Origin of the sequence: Amycolatopsis sp. NPDC001319 (assembly GCF_042896185.1) — a bacterium.
Lineage (GTDB): Bacteria > Actinomycetota > Actinomycetes > Mycobacteriales > Pseudonocardiaceae > Amycolatopsis.
Genome location: NZ_JBIAWY010000001.1, coordinates 257,054 through 280,875 on the forward strand (window position 1 = coordinate 257,054; position 23,822 = coordinate 280,875).

The following is a 23,822-nucleotide window of genomic DNA, read 5'->3' on the forward strand; positions in this document are numbered from 1 at the left end:
CCGCGTTCGCTGATCCTGCCGGACCAAAGGGGTAAACACGAAACGATTTCGACGGTGATTAAAAGCACCGTAAATAGAGGTAACGAACCCGCGGGGCCCGGCGATGATCTGGCTCGACACCCGCGCCCACACACGAAAGCCGGCGGAACCGTGGCTTTACTGTAACAGTTTCCGGCCCGCCGGCGAATCTCCGTGAATTGTTGACCGGATTCAGCCCAGCGCGGTGACGAGGTCGCGCCAGAGGTCTTCCGGATCCTCCAGTCCGACGCTGAACCGCAGCAACCCGGCGGGCACGCGCTCCTCCCCCGGCAGCCACGCACGCCGTTCCACCAGGCTTTCCACGCCGCCGAGGCTCGTCGCCGCGCGGATCAGCCGGACGGCGGAACACACCTTGTCGGCGGCTTCGGCCGTGGCCAGCTCGAACGACACCATCATCCCGAAACCGGGGTAACGCACCTTCGTGACGGCCGGGTGTTCCGCCAGGCGGGAAGCCAGCAGCGCCGCCGTTTTCGACTGCTCCGCAAGCCGCACCGGCATCGTGCGCAGGCCACGCAACGCGAGCCACGCTTCGAGCGCGCCGGGCGTCGAGCCGATCCGCGTACGCGCCCCGCGCAGCTCGGCCGCGACGGTCTCGTCGGCCGCGACGGTGATGCCCAGCAACAGGTCGCTGTGCCCGCCGATGAGCTTTGTCGCGCTGTGCACCACGATGTCCGCGCCCAGCTTCAGCGGCTGCTGGTGCAACGGCGTCGCGAAGGTGTTGTCCACGACGACCCGGCCGCGAGTGCCGCGCGCGATGGTCTCGATCTCCATCACTTCGAGCGTCGGGTTCGTCGGCGACTCGAGCCACAGCAGGTCGGCGTCGCAGTCGAGCCACGCCTGAGTGTCGGTGGGTTCGAGCTCGGTGACGGTGATGCGGCCCATCTTCTCGGCGTGGTGCATCGCGCCGCGCGTCACCGCGTAGCTGAACGTCGGGACCGCCACGGACGAGCCGACCGTCAGCGTGTCCAGCACGGCCGACAGGGTCGCGACGCCGGAGCCGAAGCTGGTGGCGTGGCCGCCTTCCAGGGCACCGACGGCTTCTTCGAGCGCGTGCCAGGTCTCCGTGCCGTCGGAGCGCGCGTAGACGGAATCACCGCCGGCTTCGAACGTGCTCGTGGCCACGATCGGGGTGTTCAGGGGCTCGCCGGGGCCGTGCGGCCGCCCGGCCGCGATCGCGATCGTGCGCGGTGTCCAATCCATACCGAACACCGTACTGCGCCTTTGTTGCCAATCCGGCCACAGCCACGGCGCTATGACCTGCGTCGCAGGCTTGCGGTTCGTGCCGGGGGTGCGCCTGCTTTTGGCCGGATTGGCAATGGCGCTATCGCGGCCGGGCAGCCGTGATGTGGCGGTCGGCTCACCCGCGCCGGCGAGCCGACCACGCCTTTCAGTGCGCGTACACCTCGAACTCGTACAGCGAGTAGCCGTAACCGGTCCCCCGCTGCACGCCCTGCATCCGGACGAACCGGGCGTCCGACGGCGTGAACGACACGTTGTCCGCGCCGCCGTTGCCGTCGGTCACCACGGCCGCGTCACGCCAGTTCTCGCCGTCCGCCGAGAGCTGCACCTTGTAGCCCTTCGCGTACGCGGCTTCCCACGAGAGCACCACCCGCGCGACCTGCTGCACCGAACCGAGGTCGACGGTGATCGACTGGTTGTCGCTCCAGTCGCTGGCCCACCGCGTCTTCGCGTTGGCGTCCACGGCGTTCGACGCGGGCGAGTTGTAGAAGCCCGTCTCGGCGCTCGTGGCGCTCACCGGTTTGCCGGCCGCGAGGTTGCTGACGTTGTCGCCACGGTGGGCCGGGTACTCGACGACCTGCTGGAACGTCGGCCGGTTCTGCGTGCTGATCTTGTTGTGCGTGATGCCGCCGAGCGGCCGCTGGATCACGGTGTCGGCGCACCACTGGTCGCCGGCGGAGCAGTCGGCGTCACCCGGGTACACGGTGGTGGCGGGCTGCGCCGCGGCCGCCGTGAGCGAGTCGACCAGCGCGGTGCGGCAGGCGGTGAGGTCGCCGCCACCGCAGAACGTCGCGCCCAGCGGGCCGGCGACCGGCTGGCCCAGCACCGTGCGGATGTCCTTGCTGACGTAACCCCACCAGCCGTGCTGGTACGACGAACCCTGGTGCGGCTGGCCGACGTGCTTGCCCGGCAGCTCGTTCTGGAAGCCGGACGGGCTTTCGTTGATCTGCAGCACGTTCGTCATCGCGGTGAAGGCGTCGTCGCCCAGGGCCGGCTTGAACTCCGCGGTGACGAGCAGCGGCCACCACGCGTCCATGATCCGGATCGCGTCGGCGTCGTTGTACATCTTGCTGCCCGGAGAAGACTCCACGCGCTGGTGCCCGTGTTGCAGCCACGTCTTCAGTTTGGCCTCGGCGTCGGCCGCCGCGCCGGTGAGCGGCGTCTTGTCGAGCACCTGCAGCAGCAACGGCAAGACCTCCTCGGCCCGCAGGTCTGCGAGCGCCGCGTCTTCCATGGCCTGCGCGAGGTTCACGCGCGTCACCTTGGTGCCGCTGGTAATCAGTGCCTTCACACGCGTGTCGAGCAGGTCGGCGCGGTGCACGGCCGACTTGTCGGCGCCGCCCGAGGCGTAGCCCTTGGCCTGGGCGTTGTTCCAGCTGACGTAGTAGTCCTGGTTCACTGACTGCGGGTGCTGGGAGGCCGGGGTGTAGTTCGCCTTGTTGCCGTCCGGGTTCCAGCCTTGCCAGTCGTAACCCTCGTCGCCCCACACCGGCATCATCGGGTCCACAGTGGAATTGCGGACGGGGTTGGCGCCGGAGTTGAAGTAGGCGACGTCCTTGGAGTCGGCGTAGAACCAGTTGAAGGTGAAGTTCACGTCGCTCGCGGCCCGCTGGAAGTCGGCCGCGGAGTGGATGAAGTCGGGGTCGTTGAACTCCTGGAAGCCGATGAGCGAATCGACCTCGTGGAAGTACGACGACCGCAGCGACGCGTACGCCACGGGCTTGCCGCCGATCGTCGCGCGGCTGGTCACCGGGCCGTACTTCGTGCGGTAGCTGCGCAGCGTGTACGAACCGGCGGCGGTGCCGTCGGCCACCGTCGGCGACCAGGAGTCCTTGCGCTCCACGGTGTCCATCGGCAGGCACTGGCCCTGGTAGACGTAGTAGTTCGAGTCCTTCGTGGCCGGCTTGCCGCTCGGGTCGCACAGCGGCAGCGCGAACGTGTCGATGATGTCCTGCGCCGACGTCGTGGCGCTCCACGAGTAGTCCTGGCCGCGGCCGAGCAGCACGTACATCGAGATGCCGGCGAACGACGCGCCGCGCGCGCTGATGCCCGGGCCCTGAAGTTCCTGCAGCAGGAGCAGCTGCGGCGCGAAGTACCCGGTCTGCGGGCCGAACACGGCGACCGGGTGACCGCTGGCGGTCTTGCTGCCCGAGACCACGAGCGCGTTGGACATGCCGTGCTTGTCGCTCAGCATGTCGCCGGGCAGCACGCCGTTGTCGAACATGCCTTTCGCGGCCTGCTGGTCCGCCGGCGCCTTGACGTCGACCTTCACCGGTGTGTTGGTCGCCGCCGACCCGGACTGGTCGTACACGAGCTGCTGCGGCGTGACGGAACCCTTGTCCGGCATGGCGAGGCCCTGCGGGTTGGCCGGGGTCATGCCGTAGTCGAAGGTCTGGCCGTCGTGCAATGTCTTCACGGCTTCGGGGTCGTCGGCCGAACGCAGGCTCTGCCACACCTGCTCACCCTTGGCCACGCCGTACTTCTCCTGCAACGCGAGCTTCGCGATCGCGTTCTGCACCTCACCGCCGCCACCGGCGCCGAACTGCGCGCCGACCACGGAGGCGAGCACCACGAGGTCGGTGAGCTTGAACGGTTCGATGGTCCCCGCATTGGTGATCGCGTCGACGTGGCCGGTGAGCACGTACTCGCCCGGGAAGTAGCGGCCGTTGTGGGAGTCGGTGATGTAGGAGTTGATGCCGTCGAGGTACGACTGCGCGTCGGCGAGGCCCTGCTTGCCGCGCGGGCCGCTGGCGGCCGTCGCCTCGATCTGCTGCTGCAGCTCGTCCTCGGTGTAGGGCGCGGCGGCGAAGAACGACTGCTCCAGCTCGCGGTTGGCGGGCGCGCCACCGGCGTACGAGGTCAGCTGGCCGCGGCCGACGCGGCGCATGATGTCCATGAGCCACAAGCGGTCCTGCGCCGCCGCGTAGCCGGCGCCGAACTCCGTGCCGGAACGCGTGGTGCCCTGGATGTGCGGGACACCGGTGGCCTTGTCGCGCGTGATCGTCACGTCGGAGCGGGGCTGCAGCGTGCTCGCGACCTGGTCGGCGGGGACACCGAAGGAGGAGTCGTTGAAGAACTTGCCGATGGTGTCCGTCGTCAGCGTCTTGTAGCCACCGGCGAGGTCGGCGTACTTGCCGAGCTGGTCGTCGGCGTGCGCGGGCTGCGTGCCGAACGCCTTGTTGCCGAGGATCTCCGCGAGCGTCGCGCTGCCGTTCTCCCCCGGCGGGAGGATGTCGTTGCACTGGCCGGCGCAATAGTCGTTGCCGGGCAAGGCCGCCGAGGCCGGTGGCGCGCCGCCGACCGCTGTCACAAGTCCCGCCGCGACAACGGCCAGGGCCGAAACAGCCAGGGTGCGGATGCGTCGTCGCATGCCGGAGCTCCCGTCCACGAGGTTCCCCCAGGGGTGACCCAGCGCACGCTACCGACGGGTAGATGAAGTGTGAAGACTATTCGCGTTTAACCCCTCTTTGGGCCTAGTCCGATCGGCGCAGCCTGCCGCCGCTAGGTACGGTGAGCGCCATGACCTTGGAAAAGCCCGAAATCGACCGCCCGGACGGACCCCCTCCCGCCGAACTGGAGATCACCGACCTCACCGTCGGTGACGGCGCGGAGGCCCAGCCGGGTAACGCAGTGACGGTCCACTACGTCGGCGTCTCGCACTCCACCGGAGCGCAGTTCGACGCGTCCTGGGATCGCGGCGAGCCCCTGCGCTTCGCGCTCGGCGCCGGCCAGGTCATCCCCGGCTGGGACCAGGGAGTGGCCGGCATGAAGATCGGTGGCCGTCGCCAGCTGGTGATCCCGCCGCACCTCGCGTACGGCGAGCGCGGCGCGGGCGGCGTGATCAAGCCCAACGAGACGCTGATCTTCGTCGTCGACCTCGTCGGCGTGAACTGATCGACTTCCGGGCAACCGGGCCGGCCCCGTGGGCAGCCCGGTTGCCCGAACACTTTCGAGTGAACCTCGGTGCTGGCTAGGCTCTGGCCGATCACCGGTTCGACCGGTGCCATCTGACCAGGGGGAAATGACATGCGCGTTCGCGCGATCCTTTCCGCGGCTCTGCTCACGCTTTCAGCCGCGCTCGCCACCGCCGTACCCGCGTCGGCCGTCGCCAACGGATCCGACGTGCCGCAGGGCCGGTTCGAGTTCGCCGCGAAGCTCACGATGACGAACATCCCGCGGCCCGACGGCACGCACTACGACAGCGGCTGCTCCGGCGCCCTCGTCGCGCCGCAGTGGATCCTCACCGCCGGGCACTGCTTCCACGACGTGAACCGCAACCCGATCTCCGGCCCGGTGCCGTACCCGACTTCGGTGCTGCTCGGCACGACCGTGCAGCGCGGCAAGCTCGGCGTGACGCGCCAGGTCACCGACGTGGTCCAGGCCGACGCAGGCGACATCGCACTCGCCAAGCTCGACAAGCCGGTCCGCGGGATCACGCCGCTCAAGGTGAGCCGCTCCGAGCCGACGGTCGGGCAGAAGCTGACGCTCGCCGGCTGGGGCGCGCTGAGCTCGGTGGACGCGGCACCGTCGATGAAGCTGCAGCAGGGCACCGTGGCGGTCGGCGAGGTCGCGGCCACCACCCTCGGCGTGCACGGCGTCGCGCCGGCCGCGGACACCAGCGCCTGCCTCTACGACTCGGGTGCGCCGTACTTCGTGGCTTCCGGCCGCGGCGGCCGGATCGTGGCCGTCGAGTCGGAAGGCCCCGACTGCCCCCACGACCAGCTGGAGACGACCTCGCGCGTCGACGTCGTCGCCGACTGGGTGCTGGCGCAGACCCACTGACACCCGGATACCAGAAGACGGGCTCCGCGCACAGGCCGCGGGGCCCGTTTTCTTTCGCCCGACAAGGGAATTCCTGACCCGGAAGTAGCTGGATAGCGTTGAGGGTCGATCATCGGCGCCCTGCCGGTGGCCCGACGAAGGGAAAGAATGCGCGTCCGCGCCGCACTCACCGCAGCTGCCCTCCTGCCCCTCCTCACCGCCGGCCCGGCCCTGGCCGTCGCCGACGGGTCCGACGTGGCCCCGGGCCAGTACGGCTTCACGGCCAAGCTGACCATGGCGAGCATCCCGCGCCCGGACGGGAGCACGTACACGAGCTTCTGCTCGGGCTCCCTCGTCGCGCCCACGTGGATCATCACGACCGGCCACTGCTTCCACGACGCGCAGCGCAACCGCGTGTCCGGCCCGGTGCCGTACCCGACCACCGTCACGCTCGGCCTGGTGGACGAAGCGAAGGAAGCGGGCGTCACCCGCAAGGCGACGCAGGTGCTGCAGTCCGCGGAGAACGACGTCGCGCTCGTGCAACTCGACAGCGCGGTCCCGGACATCACGCCGCTGACCGTGAACCGCCTGATCCCGGCCGCCGGCCAGCGCCTCACCCTCGCGGGCTGGGGCAGCCACACGGCGAAGAACCCCGTGCCGTCCTCGAAGCTGCAGCAGGGCACCGTGCAGATCGCCTCCGTGGGCAGCGCCACCGTCGGCGTCCGCGGCGTCGCGCCTTCCCCCACCACCAGCGCGTGCGTCTACGACTCGGGCGCGCCCTACTTCGTACCCTCCGGCAGCGGAGGCCAGCTCATCTCCGTGGAGACGACCGGTCCGGACTGCCCCCACGCGACCGTCGAAACGACGTCGCGGGTGGACGTGATCGCGGATTGGATCGCGGCCCGGACGAAATAGGGCGGACAAATAGGTTCGGCCCGAAACAACCGCCCCGGCCGGCGCGGAGAGCGACAGTCAGGATCGCTCTCCGCGCCCCTGCCGGTGGCGGGTCAGTGCGTGACCGCATTGTTCACGCGTAATTTCCCTCGCGGCGCGCGGTCACGTTCGCCGGAATAATCGCGGCTTTACTTGTCCTTTTTCTTCGGCAGCTGGTCGGCGGCTTTCTTGCCCGCCGGGCCGAGTTTGTCGAGGACGGAGCGCACGCCGCTGACCACGGCGTCACCGACGGGGTTCGGGTGGTCGTCGTCCGGGTCGCCGATGCCGCCGGCAACGCCGCTGGAGCCTGAGTCCATGATATTTCTCCCCAACTGTTGTTTTATCGGATTACCCGATCAATTACCGATGCTACGCAATCGCTGCACCCACAACAACCGCGCGATTTGGGCCTCCTCTCCGGGAACTGCGCCGAGCCGGTTGTTCATGAGGTGAACGTGCTGGAACGCCGCCCGGTACGGCGAAACTCGCCGGGCCGATTCGCGGTACTCCGTCCAAAAGCGCTCGGCGTAGCGGCGCAGGGGTTTGCCGACGCGGTCGGTGGCCAGTTCGCGCGTCACGTTCTCGAACAGCCTGCCCGCTTGGCGCACGGCGGCCGGGTCGTCCGGGCGGGCGGTGGCGGCCGCGGGGCGCCAGGCGACGGTGCGGGCGCCGCGGCCCGACCAGTACCACGCGTACTGGTGCAGGAAGCTTATCTGCTGGTCGGCGGGCAGGCCCTCGACGATCGCGGCCGTGTGGGCCGCGGCCTGCGTGATGCGGTGGGCGGAAGCGCGGCCGGGCAGCAGTTCCAGCGCGGTGTCGCTGCCCAGGTGGGCCACGCGCTCGGCGAACTCCACGCCGTCGGGGCCGCGGAACTTCGCCAGCTCCGGCTCGTACCAGCGCTTCACGACTTCGGTGCCGCGTTCGGCGAAGCGGCGGTCCAGGTCGGCTTCGACCACGGCGGCCGAGCAAGGCTCAGGCTGAAGCCGAACGCGCAGCTGGAGGCCCGACATGTCCATGTACTGCAGGAAAAACCAGCGCCGCAACGAGTGTTCACCGACCACCGGCCGCACCACCTCGGTCAGCAGCCGCGTCACGGACGGCAAGTCCGGGACGTACACGCGCCAGTAACGCCAGTCGGGCCGCAGCAGGGTCTCAAGCATGGGTCACCACCGTCAGGAACTCGGTCACGCGCCGGGAGCCGGCGTCGGAAACGGCCGGCAGGGCCTCCGTGAGTTCGAGCTCCTCCGCGCCGGCCAGGCCTTTCAGCGCCGTCCACGCCGCGAGCGGGTGGGCGAAGCTGAGCCACTGCGGTTTGCCCTGCGGCACCCCGCCCGCACCGAGACCGCGGACGAACACCTGCTCGGGCAACCCGTGCTCGGCCAGGAACATCCGGCCGGCGCGGAGGAAGTCCACATCGGGTCCGCCGGCGACATCGGGCAGCGCCGACGCCGGCAGCGTCCAGCGGGCCCGGCGCAGCACCAGCCGTCCGTCCGTCACGCGCTCGCGAAACCCCGCTCCCGGCATCGGCGCCCACGGGCCCAGCGACAGCCACGGATCCGACAGCAGCTGCAGCACACGCGGCACCCCGCGCAGCAGGTGCGCGGGCACGGCGCCGAGGTAGCTCAACGCGGCGGCCCGCCCGGCGGGGTCGAGCACCTCCAACGTCCCCGTGGCCAGGTCGTGGCGCACGCGAAACCCGTCGATCGGCACGCCACCGGGCCCGGCCGAGGGCCGTTCGGCACCCCACGACAGCCACGGCGCCGAACGCACGGCCGGCCGCTGCGTGTCCGTCCAGTCGGCGTGCGCGGTCACCTGGTACACCGCGCAACCGGGGAAACGCTTCTCGTGCAACGAAGTCACGGCCGCCTCGACCCGCGCGGCCAGGCCCGGCACGCCGGCCCAGCGCGAGACGGCGCCGAGGTACCCCGGGTGCACCTGGTTGACCACCAGCTTGTCGCCCGCGACCTGCCAGAACACCGAGTGCGCGGGACGGCCGATGCTCGGCCCGGCGAGGTCGCGCACGTCGGGCTCGGGCACCGCGCAGCGGGAAAGCCACAGCATCGGGTCCAGGTCGCGCACCGCGCGGAACGCGAACTCGGCCAGGTCGGCGACACCGCCGTTTCCGTAGTGGTGCAGGAAAAACCGCACCAGGTCGTAGTACCCGGCCCGCGGCCGCGCGGTCGCGCCCAGCAGGCCGTCGAGCCGGTCCAGCGCCCCCGCCACCCACGCGGGCGGCGCGGTCTCCGGTTCCGGGCCGTGCGCGACGGTTTCGTGCACCAGTCCCAGCCCGCCGAGCCAGCCGACGCGCGCCGGATCGCGTTCCGCCAGCACGGTTCGCAGCCGGCCGCGCAACGCGAGCACGGCGTCGGCCCGGCGCCGGCCGTCCGCGCTGCCGGCCACGACCTTCTCGGCTTCGGCCAGCGAAGGACGGCCCCACGCGGTGAAATGCCGCGGCTCGTCGAGGCGCCACGGCGGGCTCACCAGCAGCAACCCCTGGTCCACGAGCCGGCCCACGTCGTCGACGGTGCAACCCAGCTCCGCGGCCAGCTCACGCAGGCGCCGCGGCCGAGCGTCGAGCGGCACCGGCCCGTCCAGTGCGGTGACCTCGTCCTCGCGGAAGTACACGCCGTGGCGCATCCGGTGCACGGGCAGCGCGGCCAGCCACTCCGCGCCGACGAGGCGAGTGTCCACATTGGGCACCACCACCGGGTCGTCTTCCAGGGCCGCATACGCGAGCCGCGCCGCGACGCGCGAGGAGCTCACCAGCCGGCAGCCCGCGCCCGGGTCGCCCGCGCCGCCGAAGTCTCCGACGCCGACGGTCGTCAGCGCACCGAACGGGCTCGGCTTCACCGTGGTCCGCACCAGGTACGACACGGCGCTGCGGCTGAGCCGGCCACCGGGTTTGCCCAGCTCGGCGCGGCCGGTCAACGCCGTGACGAACTCCGGGCTCGCCAGCGCCAGCCCGGCCAGTACGTGCGGGCTGCGCAGGGCCGAAGCCACGGCGTGCTGCGCCGAAGCCAGCTCCGCGCCGAGCGCCCGCGTCGCCTTTTCCAGCAGCTCACGCTCGCGCACCAGCAGCTGGTGCCACTCACCGAGCCGGTCCGCCTCCCCCGCGGCCAGCACTTCCCGCGCGAGCCTGACGCCGGCTTCGTCGGAGCGGTCGTTGAACACGCTCCGACGAAGCCGGATCAGCCCGCGCCGCTGCTCGCGCGACAGCTCGTCGCGGCCGATCACGGCGTGCAACGCATCGCAAACCGGTTCCGCCAACGCGGTTTTGCGCGCGGCGGCGGACTCGGCCTCCTCCAGCAGGGCGACGGTCTCCGGGGCACGCAGACCGTCGAGCACGCTGGCGGGCAGGCCGCAGATCCGGGAGACGAGCAGCTCGGACACGACCTCACCGCCTCCGCGCGGCGAGAGCTTCGGCCTGCCAGCCCGGGTCGAGCTCGCCCCGCCAGTCCTGCGCGCCGTCACCGCTCACCGGGGCGGGCAGCTCGGCCGGGGCACTGCCCAGGATGAACTCGCCGACCGACGACTCCTTCAGGTAGTCCAGCCCGAACGCACTGGCCGCCGCGTCGGCGTCACCGCTGCCCAGTCCGCAGCCGGCCAGGCCCATCGCGGTCGCCACCAGGTACATCGTCTGGTACAGCGCGCCGGCGTGCTTGAGCGTCACCGCGTACGCGATCGACTGGTATTTCCACGACAGCCGCTGGAACCGCGAGGTCATGGTCACCAGCACGTCGGGCACGGCCTGGCCGCCGGTCGACAGCGTCGCCACGCGCAGCAGCTCGTCACGCGCTTGCGACTCGGTGTTGATCAGCCGCAGCACGTGCTCGCCGGCGTCGTAGTGGTAGATGCCTGGCTCGAGCCCCGTGCACCGGCGGACGGTGACGTACAGCTCCAGCTCGTACCCCGCACCACCGCAGGGGTACGGCCGGCTCGAACCTTCGTACGGCATCCGCGCCTCGGGCCGCGGGCCGTAGGTGCCGCGCACGCGCGCCGTGCGGTAGAGGAACTCGCCCAGCTGCTCGACGGTGATGGGATCTTCGCCGTACGTGCGGATCGACTGGCGCGCCTCGATCGTCTCCTGCAGCCCATGGTCAGCGGCGCGCACGGCGTCGAACGACGGGCGGAACAGCTCCGTGCGCGGTCCTTCCGGCGCGGGCGCCACCGCGGGCAGCGGCTCGATGTCGCCGACGTACGGGAAGCGGCCGCCGAACGCCTCGTCGGTGCGGCCGATCCGGCTGCGGCTGTGGAAGTACAGGTCGTGCACATCCCACTGGCGCAGCACGTCGTCGGAGTCGACGGGGAACTCACCGTCGGCGCCGACGTCGAGGAAGCCCGCGCCCGCCAGCGCGGCCAGCACCGGCCACCACTCGGTGTCCACTTCCGACGTCGGCCGGGCCACGGCGAGCGCCGCCACTGCGCCGGCCAGCGCCGCGTCGAGCAGCACCGCGCGGTACTTGCTCAGCGGCGACTCCACCACCAGCTCGCCGCCGCGGCGACGCAACAGGCTGAACTTGCCCAGCCGCAGCCACGCGCCGGCCAGCTCCGGCAGCTCGGGACGCAGCCCGGTCACGCCGGTGCGCTCCAGCACGGCCACGCGCTCGCCGCGAAGCCGAAAACCCGTGGCCAGGAACGGTTCCACCTTCGTCAGCACGGTCGCGACCGGCGACTGCGGGTGCTCGGCGGCGAGCTCTTCTTCGGTGTGCAGCCCGGCGCGGACCTGCTCCAGAGCCGCCAGCATCGGGGCGCCGACGCCGCGCAGGCGGTAACCCGCGCGGTCGGCCAGGCCGAGCAGGACCTGGTCGTCCTTGGTCAGCACGGCGACGTCGCGGCGGAAGGTGACGGTGTACTCGGCGGTGCGTTCGAGCGTGGTCATAGGAACATCGCAATCGGGTTGAGGTCGGCTTCGGACGGCGTTTCATCGATCCAGCCCAGTTCGCGCGGCACGTCGAAGAGCCGGCCGGGCGCGAAGCGGGGCCAGAAGTGCCGCATCCCCGGCACCAGCACACGCACCACGGGCAGGCCGATGTCCACCCGCGTCTGGTCGAGCACCAGCATTTCCATCCCGCGCTCGGCGACGGCCCGCTCGGCGCGCAGCACGTCTTCGCGCACGTCGGTGCTCTGGTAGCGCTCGAAGTCGGCCCGGGTGCGCCGGGCGCCTTCGGCCGGGAGCACGTACGGCTGGTTCTCCACGGTCGCGTTGCGCCACCAGTGCAGCTGGTCGGGGTCGTTGTAGGCGTAGGAACCAGAACCGTCGGCCTTCATCCCGATCACCGCCGGCAGGAACTGGTTCATCTCCGACAGCGCCCGCCCGATCGCCACCTCCACGTCGAAGTGCGCGCCGAGCGCGAAGAGGATGTCCTGCGCGGGCTTGTCGCGGCGCACGGAAACCGCGGCCACGGACGGAATGCCCAGGTCGTTGGTCAGGTCCAGCACCCAGGTGTCGCGCTCCAGCTCGTCGTAGCGCTGCTGCCACTGCGCGAAGTACGGCACGTCGAACGTCGACAGGTCGATCGCCGGCCGGCGCAGGCGGTGGTACCACCACATCGCCACGGTGTCGCGTTCCACCAGTTCCATGAAGCCCTGCAGGATCGCGTCCTCGAGGCTCGTGCCCGCCGCGCAGCCGTTGGAGTTCGCGCCGGCCTGGAACGGGGTTTTCGGGTTGTGGTAAGCGAAATACAGGCCTGAGGTGGGGAACAGCTTGGTGCGCTGCTCGGTCAGCGACCACACCGGCGACCACTCGATCTCGGCCTGCGGGTCGAGATCGTCGGCGACCCAGTGGAAGTGCGACGGGCGCGAGTTCCACTCCTTGCGGTCGCGGAACTGCGCGTCGCTGTAGAGGTGCAACGCGTTGGGGTGGATCACCTCGGCCGGGTCCAGATCGGCCAGCCGAGCGGTGCGGCGAGCCTCGTCGCCGTGGAACAGCCCGGAGTAGCGCTCGATCGCCTCGCCGACCGCCGACGCCTTGGCCTGCGCGTCGCTCATCCCCTTGCCCGCGCTGCAGCTGCGCAGGCCGGCGCGCAGATCGTTGGCGTTGGCCATGGGGATCGCGAAGTTCTGGCCCGCGGTGTAGGTGTGCAGGCCCTCGACCTCCAACGGCACCTTCACAAGGTTGCTGATCGGTCCCGTGACGGGGCTGATCAGGTGCTCGTAGCGCGCCACGAACTGCTCCGGCGGGCTCGACCGGTAACCACCGTCGCTGCTCGCCATGCGCGGGCGCGGCTCGAGCTGCACGGGCGCCGCCATGCGGTCGGCCTGCAGCTCGGGCTCACCGCACAGCGGGCACTGCGGCCGGCGCTGGAACGGGTGGTGCTCCTGCGTGAGGCTGACCGTGTCGAGCGTGATGACCTCCGACTGCCACGGCGTGCCGTACTGCGCGGCCACCCCGCCCGGCGGCTGCGGCATCGCGGCCCGGCCCGCGGCGAACGCGCCGGTGAGCCACTTGCCGACGTGCAGCGCGGCGAGGCGGTGGGCCAGATCCTGCGTGACGCCGGTGCCGGTCACGGAGTTGACCAGCGCCGGGCTGTCGAGCACTCCGCGCTGGCGCAGGTAGCTCGCCAGCACGTTCTTGTTGGACAGCCGCACCCGCAGGCACTCGTAGCAGCCGGTCACGCCGGGTTCGAAGACCGGGCCGACCCAGATCATGCTGCCGACCGGCTTCACCGGCAGCCACGGCGTGCCCGCCGCGTGGAACTTCGTGCCCCACTCGGCGAGTTCGGGACGCAGGTAGTCGTCGGTGAGCACGACGGTGAAGCCGGCCGGCGCGTCGGGATCCGTGGTGACGCCGGTACCGAGCGCCGCCAGCGCCTCGGTGAACCCGGCCGCGTCGACGTCGCCGGCGGTGAGCACCCGCACGTCCGCACCGGCCAGGCGCCGCACGGCGTCGTCACCGTCCACACCGGATGCTTCCCAGTAGCCGCCCACGCGCGGGTCGACCTCGGGGTCCACCTCGACGACATACCCGCTGCGGCGCAACCGGTCCAGCGCCACGTCGATGCGCGCCGGATCGGCCTCCGCCAGCGCCTGCTTGATGCTTTCGCGGCTGTGCTGCCCGTCGACCAGCAGCGGGGCCAGCTGCTCGACCAACGCACCGGCGAGGCGGGTCTGCGTGGTGCGCTCGCTCGTGAGGTACACCGCGTCGCCGGGCACGGTCAGCACCCGCAACGACCGGTTGAACCTCGTGATCCGATTGATGCTCTTCGTCATGGTTGTCCCCTCAGTCGAGCCGGCGGGCGTTGCCCACCAGCCGGGCGAAAGCCGTCGAATGGCCGGACAGCTTGGCGAACGTGCCGAGGTCGGCGATGCGTCCGTGCTCCAGCACGGCGATCCGGTCGGCCGAGCGGATGGTGGAGAGCCGGTGGGCCACCACCACCCGGGTCAGGCGGAGGTCGTCGACCGCGCGCCGCACCCGCTCCTGCGCGGCGGCGTCGAGTGCGCTCGTGGCCTCGTCGAGCAGCAGCACGGAAGGTCGTTTGGCCAGGGCGCGGGCCAGCAGCAGGCGTTGCACCTGGCCGCCGGACAAGCCGCTTTCCCCGTCGGTGACCTGCGTGTGCAGGCCCATCGGCAAGGCGTCGACGACGTCTCCGAGCTGCGCCTGCTCGGCCGCCCGCTGCGCGAGGTCGAGGTCCACCTCGTCCGCCGCGCCGCAGATGACCTCGGCCAGCGTGCCGCGCATGAGCGTCGCGTCCTGGGCGACGTACCCGATCCGCGTGCGCAGCTCGTCGACGTCGCAGGTGTTCACGTCCACGCCGTCGACCAGCACGACACCGCGCTCGGTCCGGTCGAGGCCCAGCATCAGGCGCAGCAGCGTCGACTTGCCCGCGCCCGACGCACCGATCAGCGCCACGAACTCGCCCGGCTCGATGCGCAGGGAGACGTCCGTGAGCAGGTCACGGGTCTGGCCGGGGTAGCGGAAGCTCACGTCGCACAGCTCGACCGCGCCCCGCGCGGCCGGCAGCGGGGTCGGGCGCGCCGGCGTCTCCGGCCGGGTCGTAAGCACCGGCGCGAGACGGGCGTGCACCGGGCCGATGGCGAACAGGCCGACAAGCGCGCTCTGCAGCCGGGTGGCGGTGAGGTTGAGCGTCATCGCGACCATCACCACCGTCCACTGCCCGGTGAACCCCAGGCCGGACGCCATGGGCAGCAGCACCGCGAGCAGCGCCGGGTAGCAGGCCACGGCCAGCGCACTCGCGATCTCCGCGTAGCGCAGGCCGGCGTCGTCGGATCGCTTCTGCGAGCGGAACGCCTTGCTCCAGCGACCGACCACATAGGACTGCGCGCCGAACGCCCGTACGTCGTCGATGCCGAGCATCGCGGGATACACGGCCGCCTGCACGTCGTCCACGGCGGACAGCACCTCGGTGTCGTGCCGCTGCTGGCGCACGGAAAGCCACAGCATCGCCCCGAGCACGAGCCCGAAGATCCCGACCGCCGCCACGGCCAGCCACGGGTCCAGCAGCGCCAGCAACGCGATCGCGACCAGCGCGAACACCGCGTGCAACGCCGCCGTGAGGCCGCCGCTGCCGAGCAACCCGCGCAGCTGGCCGACCCCGCCGGAGAAGCCCATCAGGCGGCGCAGCGGGTAGTCGCGGAAGAACGTCGCGGGCAGGCTCAGCAGGCGCTGCCAGATCGCCGACTCGATGCGGTCCTGGGCCCCGTCGGTCAGGGTCAGCAGCCCGCGCTCGACCACGGCGGTGGTCAGCAGCTGCAACGCGAGCAGCCCGACCAGCGCGCCGGCCAGGTACGGCAGGGCGTCGCGGTTGTCCGCGGCGATCGCGATCGCCAGCACCATCCCGGCCAGCGGCACGACGAACCCGAACACGGTCGCCAGCAACCCGACCACGGCACTCACCACGAGCCGGGCCCGCTGGCCGCGCACGGCGAAGGACAGCAGGTGCCGGCCGGTGCTGCCTTCGTGGGGCAGAACGGCTTTGCGCGGCTCCGGTACAGGCTTCTGGACAACGGTCGGCGCGGGAGCAGCGTCGTCGATCGGCTGCGGCTCGGCCGTTTCGGGCTTGGTCCGACCGGCGACGGCCTGCCGCAGCGACGCCGCCGTCGCGCCCGTTTCCTCGAACCACGAGCGGGTTTTCTCCGTGGGCACCGTCGTGGTCATCCGGCCACCTCCGCGATGTCGCGGTAGCCGCGGGAGTGGGCCAGCAGGTCGTCGTGAGTGCCGTAGACGCGCACGGCGCCGTGGTCGAGCAACACGACCGTGTCGTCGCCGCGGACCTCGGAAAGCCGGTGGGCCACGACGACCGTGGTGGTGCCGCGGGTGCGCAGAGCGGCGTCGATGCGGGCGGCCAATGCGGTTTCGACCGCGCTGGTCGCCTCGTCGAGCACGAGGACACGCGGGTTGCGGGCGAGCGCGCGGGCCAGGGCCAGCCGCTGGCGTTCGCCGCCGGAGAAGTTGCGGGCCTGCTGGCTGACCTGCGCCGCGTCGATCCCGCCGCGCAGCTCGATCGTCTCGGTGAGCTGGGCGTCGTCGAGGGCGGCGGCGATGGCGTCGTCCGGCAGCGCGGTGCCGAGTTCCAGGTTCTCGCGCACGGTGCCCTCGAAGAACGCCGGCCGCTGCGGAACGTACCCGACCAGGAACGGCCGCACCGAAGGCGGCAGATCCGCGCTGCGCCGCCCGTCGACCAGCGCGACGCCCGACCACGGCCGCACGAGCCCGGCCAGCAGCTTCGCCAGCGTCGACTTGCCGCAGCCGCTCGGGCCGACCAGCGTCATCCGGCCGCCGGGCGGCACGTCGAGATCGAGCGAAACCAGCAGCGGCTCGGTGTTGGTGTCGTAGCCGTAACGCAGACCGCGCACGGTGACGCGCCCCGGCCCGACGGCGACGGGCTCGTCCACATCGGACGGATCGGTCTCGGCGCCGGCCACGTCGTCGTAGGCGGCGAAGCTGCTGCGCAGGCCGCCGATCCGGTGCAGCCCCGTGACGAGGCCGCCGGCGTGCAGCTGCCACACGCCGGCCAGCACGGCCACGGTGATCACCTCGCCTGGCGCGACCAGCGCGGTCAGCGCAAGGCAAGCGGCGTAGCCCAAGGCGTGCAACGCCGTGACGGCCAGGCCGATCCCGTGCTCACCCAGCGCCGCCCGCCGTTGCGCGGCCAGCACCTTGCGCTGCGCCGAAGACCAGCGCCCGAACGCCTGGCGTCCGCTGCCCTCGGCCTTCACCGTGTCGATGGCCGACAGCACGTTGAGCGAAAGTCCGTCGCGCGCCGACTGTTCGACCATCAACGCCGACTGCCGCTCGGTCCCGGACCGCCGCCCGAACCGCACGACCAACGCGGTCAGCAGCGTGCTCCCGGCCAGCAGCGCGGCGGCCGGCGGAGCGAGCACGGCCAGCACCGTGAGCAGGCCGATGACGGCGGCCAGGCTCACCGCGACCGGCAGCACCACCGTGGTCAGCTGCTGCGCGATCGTGTCGGCGATCTGCACCCGCGCCGCGACGCCGCCGGTGAAGCGGCGGTGGAAGTAGCTGCCGGGCAACCGAAGCAGGTGCCCGACGAGTTCGGTGGAGCGCCGCAGCGAGGTGCGCAGCAAAGCGGCCGAAACCAGCCGCTGCTGCGCCCAGCCCGCGAGCGCGACACCCACGGCCACCGCGGCCAGCCACCACGTCGCCCCGGGCCCGGCGGTCGCCGTGACCAGCGAGCGGGCCAGCAGCGCGGCCACCACGGTCAGCCCGGCCGTGACCACGCCGGCCACCACCGCACCGAGCACCACCGGCAGCCCCGCACCCAGCCAGCGCAGCGCACGCGGCAGCACCCGCTGCGGCGCACCGCTCGGCTCGAAGCCGGCACCCGGCCGGAAACCCAGGTACAGCCCCGAAAACCGCTCGCGGAACTCGACGATCGACAGCGTGTGCCGCCCGGCCGCGGGATCGTGCAGCCGCACCTTGCCGCCGCGACCGACGCGTTCCAGCACCGCGAAGTGCCGGTTGTCCACGAAGACCACGCCGGGCGCGGCCAGCCCGCGCAAGGTGGCGACGTCGGCCTCGGCGCCGGACAGCCGGACGCGCTTGGCGCTCACCGTCAGGCCGAACTGCTGGCCGCGCCGGGCGAGTGTCGCGGCGCTGATGCCGTCGCGGCCGCCACCGCAGGCCTGCGAAAGGACCGGCCACGACAGGTACTTGCCGAACCCGGCGAGCAGGATGCCGAGGCAGGCCGCACCGCAGTCGGACTCCTCGACCTGGCGGAACTCGGCTCCGGCGCGAGACCGGTAGCGCGTGCTCACCGGGCACCGCTTTCCGCCGGCGCGGGCGCGAACGTCACCGGCAGCTCGCGCGGCGTCGGGAAAGCCAGCGACGCACGCCAGGGCAGCTCGGCCGGCGGACGGGTCGGGGTCGGCAGCCGGTCGTGCACCGCGGTCAGCAGCGACTGCGCGGTCATCGCGGCCAGCGCGCTGCCGAGGCAGTAGTAACTGCCGTGGCCGAACGCGACGTTGCCGGTCATCGGCCGGTCCCAGCGGAACTCGAGCGGCGCGTCGAACTTGCGCGGGTCGAGGTTGGCGGCGGCGAAGGCGAGGATAACGGTGTCGCCGGCCTTGAAGTCCAGCTTGCCGACGGACAGGTCGTGCGCGACCTGGCGCGACCCGAACGCGACCGGCGTGCGCAGGCGGATGGCCTCGGCGAACACGCGTTCGCCGCAGCGCGGGTCGGCGGCCAGCGCCGCGGCGACGTCGGGCTGCTCGGACAGCACGACGAGCGTGTTGGCCAGCGCGGCCGTCACGGTGTCGAGGCCGGTCATGAACAGCAGCAGCACCATGTCCACGGCTTCGTCGGCGGTGAGCTTGCCCGCCTCCTGCGCCTGGGCGAGGTGCCCGATCAGGTCTTCGGCCGGCTCGGCGCGGCGCTTGGCCAGCAGGCCGGCGACGTAGTCGCGCAGCTCGGCGAACTCGGCGGCGGTGATCGGGGTACCCGCTTCGGGGTGCGTCTCGGTGAGGAAACCGGCGGCGAGCTGGCTCATCATGCCGGTGGCCCGCGCGGTGACGAAGTCGCGGTCGGCGGGCGGCACGCCCAGCAGCACGGCGGTGACGGCGGCCGGCAGCGGCGTCGCGAGCTCGGAGACGAACTCCGCCTCACCGCGACGCAGCGGTTCGGCCAGCAGAGCGGCCACCACGTCGTCGATGCGGTCGCGCAGACCGGCCAGCCGACGGCCGGAAAACGCCCCGGTGAGCACACCGCGTAGCCGCGAGTGCTCCTCGGCGGCCCGCACCGACATGGTGCTCCCGAAGAAGCGAACAAACTGTGGGTTATCTCGGCGGACCACGTCGGTGAAGACGGGGGCCGCCATGGGGAAGCCGGGGTGGGTGCACAGGCGGGTCACCAGCTCGTAGCCGGAAATGACCCACATTCCGTCGAAGCGCACCACCGGCGCCTGTTCCACCAGCTCCGCGAAGAAATCCGGAGCCTGCATTCCGAACGGCTCCAGGCGGGCGAAGTGCCGCCACAACCGCTGGACGATTTCCGACATCCCCCAGTCCTTTCAGAACGCGTGTTTTCCCGCACCGCGTGGTCGCCACCATTAATGAATCATTTTTCGACGGCGACCACGCGGTGTGGGTGGAATAGCTGACCTGCCTCACCTGGAATCAGGTGGCTCAGGTGGCACAGCCGTACGTGCCGAAGCACACCGGGCAGCCGATGCTGCCCGCCGTTCCGAAGCAATTGCTCGCACCGGCCTCGGTGAGCTCCTCGATCACGAGCTCCTCGACCTGCGGGGCCTGCGTGGTAACGTTCTCCATGACAACCTCCCTTCAGAGGTTCGTTTCGCCGCGGATGTCCTGGGGAATTGTCAGCTCGAGCTCGCGGTGCCGACCGTGCCCGCCGAGCTCGGGCACCCCGCGGTGCCCACACTGCCGAGGCAGAAGCTGCCGGCCTGCGCGTCGGAAAGCTGCTCGATCGTGAGCTCGGTCGTGGCCGGCTCGAAGATTTCCTCGTTCATTGCTTTTCCTCCCAACTCAGTGCGTCAGTGGTTCGGATCAGTGCGTCAGTGCGAGCTGACGGTGCCGTAGCTGCCGGCGCTCGACGGGCAGCCGAACGTGCCGGCCGACCCGACGCACCAGCCGGCGCCGGTGGCGTCGGACAGCTCTTCGACGGTCAGTTCCTCGGTGAAGTCCTGCGTTTCCTGCGTCTCCATGACCGTTTTCCTCTCAGGACCAGCTGAAGGCGGTGCCGATGCACGCCGGGCAGGTGGTGGAGCTGATGGTGCCGCCGGTGTTGGTGGTACCGGCGCCGGCGACCTCGCCGAGCTCCTCCACCGTGATGTCCTCGGCGAACGCCTGCTCGACCTGGTTGTCGAACTCGTTCATCTCGATCTCCTCAGGTTCGTGGATCAGTGGTGTGGGACTGCTCAGCCGAAGCTGGACGCCGTGCCGGCGCTGGACGGGCAGCCCGCGCTGCCGATGCAGAAGGCGGTGCCGGCCGCGGTGGTTTCCACCAGCTCCTCGACCTGCAGCTCCTCCACCGCGTCCACGGCGGTCGTGTTTTCCTGCATTCCCTTCACCCCCCTTCAGAAGGTTGAAAGCGAATGGAATTCACGCCTCGGGTTTGCAGGTGACCGTGCCTTGATTCCGGCCGTTGAAGCTGTACCGGTACAGGTATTCCCCGCCGTCGACACCGACGTAATCCCATTTCGCCAGCTCGAAGCCGACGTACGCGTACTGCGTGCTGGGCACGCATCTCGGGGACGCCGGGACACTGGCCTCAGCAGCGGAAACACCGGATAAAACGGACACAACGACTAACGCGGCAACCAAAACAGTTCTCATCACGCAAGCCCCCCCAGGCTTTTGATTCCCCAGTTTCGTGCTATTCGCTCTGAGCGATTCGCACAGGGGGAACGCTAAACCCAACTCGGTAGGCAAGAGGAGGGTAAATCACACATGTCACCCGTCTGGAGTAGTTAGCTGACAGCTATCTTAGGTTTCTCCTAGGGTTCCCTTAAGGTAGATCAACTATGGGTGCCGGAGCGACTACTCCTCGGTTACAGCGAGTACGGCCCGTGCGGCGAGGGCAAGAGCTCGCCACCCGTCGGTGAGCGCGGCCGGCTCCGGAGCGAAGTCGGGTGAGTGGTTGGTGCCGCGCGCGCCGACGCCGAGCGTCCAGTAGCACAGCGGCACGGTCGTGCCGTCCGGCAGAGCGGCCAGGTGGCCGAAGTCCTCGGCCGCGGCCACGGGCGGCGTCCAGCCGACGCGGTCCGCCCCCAGCCCCGCCAGGTGCGCCGCGCGCACGGCCAGCACAAGCTGCCGGTCGTTCGTGGTCGCCGGCGCCGAGCGCACCGTCACGACCTCCGGCTCCACGGGCGCGCCGGACGCGGCGGCCTCGGCCCGGCACACGCGCTCGATCGCGGCCAGCGCCCGGGCCAGCGCGCCGTCGCTCGCCGCGCGCACGCTCACGCCGAGCTCCACGCGGTCCGGGATCACGTTTGCCGCGTCGCCCGCGTGCACGGAGCCGACCGTGACCACCACGGGATCGGCCGGGTTCGTCTCCCGCGCCACCACCGACTGCAGCCGCACCACGAGGTGCGCGGCCAGTACGACGGGGTCCACGGCGAGGTGCGGCACCGCCGCGTGCCCGCCCCGGCCGTGCACGGTGATCGCCAGCTCGGCACACGGCGCGGTGATCTGCCCCGGCGAATGGCCCACCCGACCGACCGGCCCGGGCACGGCGTGCTGGGCCAGCAACGCGTCGGGCGGGCCGAACACGTCGTGCACCCCGTCGGCCACCATGGCCAGCGCGCCCTCGAGCGTCTCCTCGGCCGGCTGCCCGAGCACCACGACCCGGCCGCGCCACTCCGCTCGCGTCGCCACGAGCTCGCGAGCGGCGCCGACCACGGCGGCCAGGTGCAGGTCGTGGCCGCAGGCGTGCATGGCGGAACCGCCGGCCGCGTACGGCAGACCGGTGCGCTCGGCGAGCGGCAACGCGTCCAGCTCGGTCCGCACCGCGACCGTCGGCCCGGCGCCGTTTTCGAACGCGGCGGCCAGGCCGTGGCCGCCGATTCCGCTACGCACGGTGAACCCCAGCGCGGTCAGCTCGCGAGCGAGCACGTCCGCCGTCCGCTTCTCCTCGCCGGCCAGCTCGGGGTGTGCGTGCAGGTCCTGGTACAGCTCCAGCAGGTCGGTCACAGCCAGCCCGCCTCCTCGGCGACGCGGTACGCGGCCACGCGGTTGTCCACCTGCAGCTTGGTCAGCGCACTCGACAGGTAGTTGCGCACCGTGCCCTCGGCCAGCGACAGCCGCGCGCCGATCTCGGCGGGCCGCAGCCCCGCGCCGGACAGCCGCAGCACGTCCAGCTCCCGCTCGGTCAGCGGCGTCTCCCCGACGGCCAGCGCATCGGCGGCGATCTCCGGGTCGACATGTCGACCGCCGGTACAGACCTTCCGCACGGCCGTGATCAGGTCGTCCGGCGAGATGTTCTTGGTGACGAACCCGCGCACCCCGGCCCGCATCGCGCGGTGCAGGTAGCCGGGTTTGCCGTAGCTGGTGACCACGAGCAGCCCGCAGTCCAGACCCTCGGCGCGCACGGCCTCGGCCACCTCCAGCCCGGACATCCGCGGCATGTCGATGTCCACCATGGCGCCGTCCGGGCGCTCGCGGCGGATGGCTTCCAGCGCGTCGGCGCCGTTGTCCACAGCCGCCACCACGTCGATGTCGTCGGCGAGGCTGAACACCGTGCGCAGCGATTCGCGCAGCAGGGCGTGGTCCTCGGCCAGCACGATCCGCAAGGTCATGAGCTCTTCCTCGGCAGGTCAAGGGGCACGCGGGCGGTGAGCACGAAATCGCCGTCGACCTCGCCGTGCTCCAGCGTGCCGCGCACGGCGGCGAGCCGCTCGGCCAGGCCGGTGAGGCCGTGGCCGGCGCGGGTGCCGCCGGCGTGCGGGCGGTCGTTGCGGATCCGGACCAGGACGCACGAGGGGTCCCGCACGAACTCGACGCGGCAGTTCTCGGCGGCGCTGTGCCGCAGGATGTTGGTGCCGCCCTCGCGGATGGCCGAACCGATCGCCTCCGCGACCGGCCCGGGCAATCCTTCGGGCACGGGATCGGCGACCACCCGGACCCCGGCGAGGCTGAGGATCGACGACGTGCCGCGCAGCTCCTCGGCCAGGCTCGGCTGGCGGTAGCCGGCGATCACCTTGCGCAGCTCGGTCACGGACCCGCCCGCCAGCTCCGCGATCTGCACCAGCTGCGCGCGAGCGGCTTCGGAGTCGGTGTCCATCAGCCGCACGCCCAGCTCGGCCTTCAGCCGCACCACCGACAGCCCGCGGCCGAGCACGTCGTGCAGGTCACGGGCGAACCGCAGCCGCTCCTCGACCACCGCCATGCGGGCCAGCTCGTCGCGGTTGGCGTGGACTTCGGCCGCGTAGGTGACGAGCAGCCCCATCCCCGCCAGCACGACGATCGTCACCAGCGACCGCAGCAGCACCTCGGCCACCGCGTACGCCGGCACCTGCATCAACAGGGCCAGAGCGGCGGTGACGAGGAGCACGACCAGCGGGAAGATCCAGCGCTTGAGCCCGGTGAGGCTGATCGCGGAGACACCGGCGACCAGCGACGGCAGCGCCAGCCACGCCGGCCCGAAGGCCAGCAGCAGCGCGAACGCCAGGCTCGTGGCGATCGCCACGTCGACCAGGTGCTCGCCACGGGCGGCGGAACGGCGCACGACCGCCCAGACGATGCGTCCGGTGCCGGCCAGCACACCCGCACCGGCCAGCACCGCGAAGAGCACGTCGAGCACCGGGGGGTGGGTGCTCAGCCACAGGAAGAACGCCTCGACGGTGAACGCGGCGGTGGTCCCGAGGATCAGCAGCGCGACGACGCGGCCCAGTGTCCCGGGGTTCCACCGGTCCACG

22 protein-coding genes are annotated in these 23,822 nt (G+C 71.4%); 3 read left to right on the forward strand and 19 right to left on the reverse strand.

Annotated elements, in window-relative coordinates:
* Window positions 1–210 precede the first annotated feature (210 nt).
* Together ACFY1H_RS01260 and ACFY1H_RS01265 are read right to left on the reverse strand one after the other, a co-directional pair.
* Window positions 211–1,239 (reverse strand): trans-sulfuration enzyme family protein, encoded by a 1,029-nt coding sequence (locus tag ACFY1H_RS01260; RefSeq protein WP_386943785.1) that lies wholly within the window; start codon window positions 1,237–1,239, stop codon window positions 211–213.
* A gap of 187 nt (window positions 1,240–1,426) precedes the next feature.
* Entirely contained in the window at window positions 1,427–4,648 is a 3,222-nt protein-coding gene (locus tag ACFY1H_RS01265; RefSeq protein WP_386943787.1) for a penicillin acylase family protein, read from the reverse strand.
* Window positions 4,649–4,797: 149 nt separating this feature from the next.
* Here ACFY1H_RS01265 and ACFY1H_RS01270 point away from each other — a divergent pair, with 149 nt between their 5' ends.
* From ACFY1H_RS01270 to ACFY1H_RS01280, 3 genes are all read left to right on the forward strand, one after another.
* A complete protein-coding gene (locus tag ACFY1H_RS01270; protein ID WP_364043517.1) occupies window positions 4,798–5,172 on the forward strand; it encodes an FKBP-type peptidyl-prolyl cis-trans isomerase in 375 nt (124 codons plus the stop codon).
* Between the two features lie 132 nt (window positions 5,173–5,304).
* Entirely contained in the window at window positions 5,305–6,060 is a 756-nt protein-coding gene (locus ACFY1H_RS01275) for a S1 family peptidase (protein WP_386943788.1), read from the forward strand.
* A gap of 147 nt (window positions 6,061–6,207) precedes the next feature.
* Entirely contained in the window at window positions 6,208–6,954 is a 747-nt protein-coding gene (locus ACFY1H_RS01280; RefSeq protein ID WP_386943790.1) for a S1 family peptidase, read from the forward strand.
* A gap of 167 nt (window positions 6,955–7,121) precedes the next feature.
* On the opposite strand, the gene ACFY1H_RS01285 is transcribed toward ACFY1H_RS01280, so the two are convergent.
* The 17 genes from ACFY1H_RS01285 to ACFY1H_RS01365 all read right to left on the reverse strand — a co-directional run bounded on the left by ACFY1H_RS01285 (window position 7,122) and on the right by ACFY1H_RS01365 (window position 23,821).
* Window positions 7,122–7,289 (reverse strand): hypothetical protein, encoded by a 168-nt coding sequence (locus tag ACFY1H_RS01285; RefSeq protein ID WP_220245467.1) that lies wholly within the window; start codon window positions 7,287–7,289, stop codon window positions 7,122–7,124.
* 39 nt (window positions 7,290–7,328) lie between these two features.
* Complete coding sequence (locus tag ACFY1H_RS01290) at window positions 7,329–8,132, reverse strand: thiopeptide-type bacteriocin biosynthesis protein (protein WP_366586021.1); 804 nt, start codon at window positions 8,130–8,132, stop codon at window positions 7,329–7,331.
* Window positions 8,125–10,362, reverse strand: a complete 2,238-nt coding sequence (locus ACFY1H_RS01295) for a hypothetical protein (RefSeq protein ID WP_386943793.1) — start codon at window positions 10,360–10,362, stop codon at window positions 8,125–8,127. The genes ACFY1H_RS01290 and ACFY1H_RS01295 overlap by 8 nt, the downstream gene beginning before the upstream one ends.
* Window positions 10,363–10,366: 4 nt before the next feature.
* Window positions 10,367–11,851: a SagB family peptide dehydrogenase gene (locus ACFY1H_RS01300; RefSeq protein WP_386943795.1), complete on the reverse strand. Its 1,485-nt coding sequence runs from the start codon at window positions 11,849–11,851 to the stop codon at window positions 10,367–10,369.
* The gene (locus ACFY1H_RS01305; RefSeq protein WP_386943797.1) at window positions 11,848–14,181 is read right to left on the reverse strand and encodes a TOMM precursor leader peptide-binding protein; all 2,334 of its coding nucleotides are present in this window, start codon (window positions 14,179–14,181) and stop codon (window positions 11,848–11,850) included. Before ACFY1H_RS01305 ends, ACFY1H_RS01300 begins: the two co-directional genes overlap by 4 nt.
* 10 nt (window positions 14,182–14,191) lie before the next feature.
* Window positions 14,192–16,087, reverse strand: a complete 1,896-nt coding sequence (locus tag ACFY1H_RS01310) for an ATP-binding cassette domain-containing protein (protein WP_386943799.1) — start codon at window positions 16,085–16,087, stop codon at window positions 14,192–14,194.
* Window positions 16,084–18,207 (reverse strand): ATP-binding cassette domain-containing protein, encoded by a 2,124-nt coding sequence (locus ACFY1H_RS01315; protein ID WP_386943801.1) that lies wholly within the window; start codon window positions 18,205–18,207, stop codon window positions 16,084–16,086. The genes ACFY1H_RS01310 and ACFY1H_RS01315 overlap by 4 nt, the downstream gene beginning before the upstream one ends.
* On the reverse strand, window positions 18,204–19,445 hold the full coding sequence (locus ACFY1H_RS01320) for a cytochrome P450 (protein WP_366586009.1): 1,242 nt from the start codon (window positions 19,443–19,445) through the stop codon (window positions 18,204–18,206). The genes ACFY1H_RS01315 and ACFY1H_RS01320 overlap by 4 nt, the downstream gene beginning before the upstream one ends.
* A 127-nt stretch (window positions 19,446–19,572) precedes the next feature.
* Window positions 19,573–19,716, reverse strand: a complete 144-nt coding sequence (locus ACFY1H_RS01325) for a hypothetical protein (RefSeq protein WP_158688140.1) — start codon at window positions 19,714–19,716, stop codon at window positions 19,573–19,575.
* Between the two features lie 50 nt (window positions 19,717–19,766).
* The gene (locus tag ACFY1H_RS01330) at window positions 19,767–19,916 is read right to left on the reverse strand and encodes a thiocillin family RiPP (RefSeq protein ID WP_220245459.1); all 150 of its coding nucleotides are present in this window, start codon (window positions 19,914–19,916) and stop codon (window positions 19,767–19,769) included.
* A 45-nt stretch (window positions 19,917–19,961) separates the two neighbouring features.
* Entirely contained in the window at window positions 19,962–20,111 is a 150-nt protein-coding gene (locus ACFY1H_RS01335; protein ID WP_220245458.1) for a thiocillin family RiPP, read from the reverse strand.
* A gap of 13 nt (window positions 20,112–20,124) precedes the next feature.
* The gene (locus tag ACFY1H_RS01340; RefSeq protein WP_285971290.1) at window positions 20,125–20,283 is read right to left on the reverse strand and encodes a RiPP peptide; all 159 of its coding nucleotides are present in this window, start codon (window positions 20,281–20,283) and stop codon (window positions 20,125–20,127) included.
* A gap of 41 nt (window positions 20,284–20,324) precedes the next feature.
* On the reverse strand, window positions 20,325–20,468 hold the full coding sequence (locus ACFY1H_RS01345; protein WP_220245456.1) for a thiocillin family RiPP: 144 nt from the start codon (window positions 20,466–20,468) through the stop codon (window positions 20,325–20,327).
* A 40-nt stretch (window positions 20,469–20,508) separates the two neighbouring features.
* Window positions 20,509–20,649 (reverse strand): hypothetical protein, encoded by a 141-nt coding sequence (locus ACFY1H_RS01350; RefSeq protein ID WP_386943805.1) that lies wholly within the window; start codon window positions 20,647–20,649, stop codon window positions 20,509–20,511.
* 297 nt (window positions 20,650–20,946) lie between these two features.
* Entirely contained in the window at window positions 20,947–22,098 is a 1,152-nt protein-coding gene (locus ACFY1H_RS01355) for an amidohydrolase (RefSeq protein WP_366586003.1), read from the reverse strand.
* On the reverse strand, window positions 22,095–22,703 hold the full coding sequence (locus tag ACFY1H_RS01360; protein ID WP_285971294.1) for a response regulator transcription factor: 609 nt from the start codon (window positions 22,701–22,703) through the stop codon (window positions 22,095–22,097). Before ACFY1H_RS01360 ends, ACFY1H_RS01355 begins: the two co-directional genes overlap by 4 nt.
* Window positions 22,700–23,821, reverse strand: coding sequence for a histidine kinase (locus ACFY1H_RS01365; RefSeq protein WP_366586001.1), 1,122 nt, complete (start codon window positions 23,819–23,821; stop codon window positions 22,700–22,702). Before ACFY1H_RS01365 ends, ACFY1H_RS01360 begins: the two co-directional genes overlap by 4 nt.
* Between the last annotated feature and the right edge of the window lies 1 nt (window position 23,822).